Source organism: Streptomyces sp. NPDC006265 (genome assembly GCF_040613555.1).
Taxonomy (GTDB): domain Bacteria; phylum Actinomycetota; class Actinomycetes; order Streptomycetales; family Streptomycetaceae; genus Streptomyces.
This window is the reverse complement of sequence record NZ_JBEXSH010000650.1, coordinates 1-5,258: the sequence shown is the minus strand read 5'-3', so window position 1 is coordinate 5,258 and position 5,258 is coordinate 1. Positions and strand designations below refer to the sequence as shown.

Here is a 5,258-nt window from a genome sequence, read left to right as displayed (position 1 = left end):
AGCCCGGTGGAACCAGGAAGCCCGGCGGGACCAGGAAGCCCGGCGGGACCACGAAGCCCGGCGGGACCAGGAAGGGAAGCGCAGATGGCCGAAGCCGCTCCGGAGGACGCGCAGGGCATTCTGCTGCACGGTGCCCCCAGTGGGGAGAGCTGGGCCTACGTCGCCTTCTCGCTGAGTCCCGTGCCGCTGCCCGGCGGCCTCTACCCGGAGTTCTCCGAAGCCCGGCGCAGAGCCGGCCGGGTCGCCGCCGAGCGGACCTGGCTCGCGGCACTCTGGACGGATCGCACCACTGCCCGCTGGGATCTGCGGTTCATCAGCGACCCGGTGAGCGGACGTATCGAAACCGTCGTCATCGCCCAGTTGTACGGCGCCGACCCGGCAGCCGCGGTCCGGGCCGCGCGGGACGCGCTTCCCGCCCTGGCGCGGTTCCCGGCGCACGTGACGGCGACCCGGATCGAGGACACCGCGGAGATCGCGCGTCTGCTCGCTCCGTTCGTACCGGGGTGGGGCGCGATCGCCGAGATCCGCAAGCGCATCACCTGCCGGACCCTGACCCGCCTCTGGGGCGCGGAGCGGATCGCGACCGCGGTCTCCCGGTTCGACGCCCCTGAGCCTTCCTGGGACCGGGTGTGGACCCAACTGGCCGCGGAGCCGCGGCGGACCGTGGTCAGCGTGTGCCTCGAACCGTGCTCCGCTCCGCCCGGCCTCACCGAGGGCCTGACGATGAGAGCGCAGGTGTTCGGGACCCTCGCCGCGCCGGGACAGCCCGACCCGATATACGGGGGTCCCGTGCCGGGCGACCCCTTCGCGAAGGAGGCGCACGGTCTGTACGACGAGGCCTCGCGGCGCTACACCGGGCGGCTGCACCGGGCGCGCGTCTCGGTCGCCGTCGAGGGCGAAGCCCCGGTGTCCGACGTCCTGACCGGTCTCATCAGCCACACCGTGGCGCCGGCGAGCTCAGGAGCGGTCGTCGTCCGCCCGACGGGCTGGGAGGAACATCAGGTGGCCTGCGGCAACCTGATGGGCGTCAACCGGGACTGGCAGCCGGAGGCCTACTGGCAGGAGGTTCCCGCGTTCCTGCGGACTTTGTCCGTGGGGCAACTGTGGCTGAGCGATCCGGGAACGGTGACGGCCCTCGCCGACCTCGTGGACGCCGACGAGGCGGCCGCCGTCTTCCGCCTGCCCCACGAGGAGCCCGGCGAGCCCGAACTCTTCGCGCTGCGGCCAGGCGTGACGCACATGCCCAGCCACGGAGCACCCGCCGGCAGCACCGACGCCGGCTGGACCGACTTCGGCTCCGGCGTCTGACCGCCGAACCCCGGTCCCGCAACGACCCGACCGACGAACAGGAGCCACTGGACATGCCCGCAGCACCCGCGTCCCAGCCGCCGGAGAACGCACTGACCTTCGCCTTCCCCGGAACGCAGGCCCAAGCCGACTCCCTGAACCGGGACTTGGCGGAGTGGATCAACGCCACGGACCAGCTGGGCGGCAGCGCGAGTCTGCGCACCCAGCCGCCCGCCCCCGGCGAGCAGGGCGATGTCGCCGTCGCCGTGGACATCATCAACGCCTCCGCGGCGATGATCGCGGCAGTCACCAACACCTTCTTCCTCTGGTTGCAGCAACGGCGGCCGACCTACCGGCGGATCGAGTTCGAGGTGGTGCGGCCCGACGGCACCCGGGTCAGCGGCGCGGTCGACGACGAGGCCCGACTGCCCGAGGTCATGGCCCAACTGTCCGGGTTCGTCGTCGCACCACCCGGAGGGGACGGATGACCTGGGCCGTCTGGCGCCCCGGCCCCGCCGCCGCGTACGCGCTGCTCGTCGGCACCGGTCGGCACGTCCGCCCCAGCTCCCTGTCCTGCATACCCCAGGCCGTGACCGCGACCCGAGCCCTCGGGGCCGCCCTCAGTGGCGACCAGGGCGTGTTCGACGCGCGCCGGACCACGGTGGTCCTGGACCCCGCCGACACACGGCAGGTACTGGATCCCCTGCGCCGTATGGTCCGGGAACCGAACGTCGACCTGCTGCTCTTCTCCTACTGCGGCCACGGACTGCTCGGCCGGAACGACCGTCTCTGCCTGGCCCTCACCCCCTCCGGCCAGGACGGCGGCGGGGGCGATCCGAGCCCGGCCCTGCCGTTCACCGAAGTCGCCAGCCTGATGCGGGAGTCGTCGGCGAGACACAAGGTCGCGATCCTCGACTGCTGCTTCTCCGGCCGCGCACTCGGCCCGGACGGTCACGGCATCCACCTGCTCACCGCGTGCGGCCCCACCCTGAAGGCCCTGTTCCCGCCCGAGGGAACACTGACGGGTTTCACCGGGGAACTGCTCAGGATCCTCTACGAGGGCATACCCGACGGGCCCCGCCATCTCGGTCTCTCCGCCCTCTACGACCGGCTGGCGGTGGTCCTGCCGACCACCCCGGCACCGCAGGCGGGGATCATCCCCACCGGATACCCCACGCCCCACCAGCAGACCGTCGAGGGGTCGGGCCACATCGCGCTGGCGGTCAACCCGGCCTACGACACCCACCGGACCCTGGCGGGACTGCGTGCCCGGGGCGCCTTCGCGCAGCGGCTCAAGAATCTCACCGAGCCGTCACCCGGCAACCTCGTGCCCGACCCGGCCAGGTTGCCGCAACTGGTTCACGTCCTGGCCGATCTGGCCCGGGACGCGGTCGAGGTCCTGGGGCCGCTCGACGACTTCAGCATCGACGCCCGCCGCAACCACGCCGTCATGACCGGTGCCGCCGGATTCCCCGACCAGGCCGCGGCCCTGCTGTCCGCCCTGGTCGACGCCCTCCGTGCGAAGTCGTCCAGCCACCGGGCCCTCCCCGGAGCGGAACATGCCCTGGCCCACTGGAGCCGAGAGCTCTCCCGCAGTGGCCACGCGGGAGTGTGACCCGCTCATCGTGCCTCGGGCGCCGGGGAAGCGACGGTACCTGGGGGACGGCCGGTGGAGGCGGTCTCGAGCACGCGGGACGGTCATGACCCGGGGTGCGTGGCGTTCGCGGGGGGGATTCTCTCAGGGCCCAGCGCGCCGATGATGCGGGTCAGGTCGGCTCACGCGGTCCTGGCGCACCTGGCGCACCACCGGGTGACATGGCGACGGCGACCATGACCGGCGCCCTCGGGCACACCCGCCCCCTCCGCCGGCCGGAGGAACTGGCCGGAACACGGTGCTCCGGGAAGCCGTGACGAACGCCGGGTGGGGGGACAGCCGTACCCACTACCGCGATGCCCACTTGCGCGCCCGCGAGACAATGGACGGTGGCCCACTCCACCGGGCGGGCCAGCGCGACGTACGAGGAGGAGAAGACATGGCGGAGCCCACGCCGCGTCGGAACGAATCGCGGCTACGCCCCGCGCCCCTGCTCTTCGAGCCTGCGGAGGCGGCCTCCGACCCTGAGCACTTCTTCGACCTCGAGTCGATCGACGACCCCCGGGCCCTGCTGGCCCGGGCGACGGAGCTGACGCTGGCGTTCCGGGCCGCGGCGGACCGGGCGGTGGAGTTCCAGGCGATGGCGGCGGCGCAGCTGGCCGATCCGCGCAGGTTCGACCGGCTGACGACGGCGGACATCTCCGAGCGGGCGGAGTGGACCGAGGACTACGCCAAGAAGATGGTCGAGTTCGGACGGGATCTGATGCGGGGCGACGCCGAGGGCCGGGGACCCGGCGACTCCGCCTGACACGGCAAGGCGCCACCTCTTCCCGATCACCTGGCATATGCCAGGCGGGCAAGATACTCCCTCCCACCTCCTCCTGTCCCGATTTCCCGCAACCCTCGGGAACCGGGCGCTCACGGCGGGTATACCTGGGTGCCATGAGCAGCGCATGGAACGCCTCCGATGTCACCCCGGACGGGGCCGCCTGGCTCGCCTCGGCAGGAACGTATCCGCGAAGCACGCTCGCCCTGTGGGAGGAGCGGCCGGACGCCCCTGTGGTGCTGCCCTGCGGGTCGGTCTTCGACGTGGTCAGCGCGCCCGCGCTGTTCGGCCGGCGGATGCTCGACCGGCTGTGGGACGACGGTGCCGGGTCGGGCCCGGTCGCGCAGTTCCGTGGGCGGATGCTGCTGTTCGCCGCCCCGGGGACGGCTCAGCGGCTCCCCGCGCTACTGGAGTGGGAGGAGTGGGGCGCACGGGACGGCAGGGAAACCACCCGTACGGACGCCGTACCTCCGCTGTTGTGTCACGGCACCGGCGACGCGGTGACCGTCCCGGCCCCGGCGGAGACCACCTCCCTCACCGTCCCGGCCCCGCCGGAGAGCATCGCCCCCGCCACTCCGCCGCCCGCCGGGACCACCGCCCCCGCCCGTTCCGCTCCCCGCTGGCTCGTCGCCCCGGACACCCGTCAGCCCTGGCTCCCCGGCCCCGAAGTACTGCTCTGGGCGGCCGTCCGGGCGGCCCGCTCGGCGGTGCGGATTTCGATTTTTCCTCCCGCCGACCAGGATGCTAAGGTCTACGACGTCAGCAGGCGCCGCTAGCTCAGTTGGTTAGAGCAGCTGACTCTTAATCAGCGGGTCCGGGGTTCGAGTCCCTGGCGGCGCACTGTAACGGTGGCGGCTTGTGTTCGCAGACAACGCGAACGAAGCCGCCACTGTCGTTTCTGCACGGCTTCGCCGCGCGCCGTGGGGGCTTCGCCACCCACACCCCCGCCTCTCGCCGTTACACCGCCGCCCTCTCAGCGCCCCACCGCGATCTTCACCGTCCACGCCCCCGAAGGCGTACGCCCCTCCACCTCCACCCGCACTCCCTCCCCCGGCACCGTGAAGCTCTCCCCGATGCCGATCGGCGCGTCCGCGAGGGGCGGGTAGACGGAGTCCTCCCAGCACGCGTCGGTGCGCGGATGAGCGTCGATCACCTCGATGGGTCCGCCCCCGGACTGCGCCCCGCCCCGCACCCGGTACACGAGCACCCCCTGCCGGCACGCGGCCACGTCGTTGCCCGCCGGCCCCCGCGCCTCGAGGGCGAGCACACTGTCGGGCCCCGTCCGCACCACCGCGAGCTTGGTGCCCCGCCCGAGACCGAAGGCCTGTGCCCCCGCGGCCCCCGTCGTCGCCCTCCCCGGCCCCGCCGCCAGCGGCTCCAGGGTCAGCCGGGCCGGCCCGGCTGCCTGCACGCACCGCACCTGCCGCGGATCCAGCCAGCCCAGCTTCCACTTGTGCCAGGCGAAGAGGTCGGGGGCCAGTCCGAACTGGCTGCCCATCAGGTCCCAGTCGCCGACGTGCGTGTCCCAGTCGCCCTTGCCGTCCGCGGGCC

5 protein-coding genes, 1 tRNA gene and 1 pseudogene are annotated in these 5,258 nt (G+C 72.9%); 6 read left to right on the top strand and 1 reads right to left on the bottom strand.

Annotation, left to right across the window (positions count from 1 at the left end; translation table 11 throughout):
* Positions 1-84: 84 nt before the first annotated feature.
* The 6 genes from ABZ281_RS36465 (at position 85) to ABZ281_RS36440 (ending at position 4,547) form a co-directional block, all read left to right on the top strand.
* Complete coding sequence (locus ABZ281_RS36465) at positions 85-1,308, top strand: hypothetical protein (RefSeq protein WP_356662339.1); 1,224 nt, start codon at positions 85-87, stop codon at positions 1,306-1,308.
* A gap of 53 nt (positions 1,309-1,361) precedes the next feature.
* On the top strand, positions 1,362-1,775 hold the full coding sequence (locus ABZ281_RS36460; protein WP_356662338.1) for a hypothetical protein: 414 nt from the start codon (positions 1,362-1,364) through the stop codon (positions 1,773-1,775).
* Positions 1,772-2,902 carry a hypothetical protein gene (locus ABZ281_RS36455; protein WP_356662337.1) on the top strand — a complete coding sequence of 377 codons (1,131 nt, stop codon included), beginning with the start codon at positions 1,772-1,774 and terminating at the stop codon, positions 2,900-2,902. Before ABZ281_RS36460 ends, ABZ281_RS36455 begins: the two co-directional genes overlap by 4 nt.
* A 418-nt stretch (positions 2,903-3,320) precedes the next feature.
* Positions 3,321-3,689, top strand: a complete 369-nt coding sequence (locus tag ABZ281_RS36450) for a hypothetical protein (RefSeq protein ID WP_356662336.1) — start codon at positions 3,321-3,323, stop codon at positions 3,687-3,689.
* Positions 3,690-3,823: 134 nt separating this feature from the next.
* Positions 3,824-4,483 (top strand): bifunctional DNA primase/polymerase, encoded by a 660-nt coding sequence (locus ABZ281_RS36445; RefSeq protein ID WP_356662335.1) that lies wholly within the window; start codon positions 3,824-3,826, stop codon positions 4,481-4,483.
* Positions 4,474-4,547: transfer RNA gene (locus ABZ281_RS36440), tRNA-Lys, on the top strand. The genes ABZ281_RS36445 and ABZ281_RS36440 overlap by 10 nt, the downstream gene beginning before the upstream one ends.
* A gap of 133 nt (positions 4,548-4,680) precedes the next feature.
* Here the strand turns inward: ABZ281_RS36440 and ABZ281_RS36435 are convergent.
* Positions 4,681-5,258: pseudogene (locus ABZ281_RS36435) on the bottom strand (peptidase M6); the annotation flags it as partial.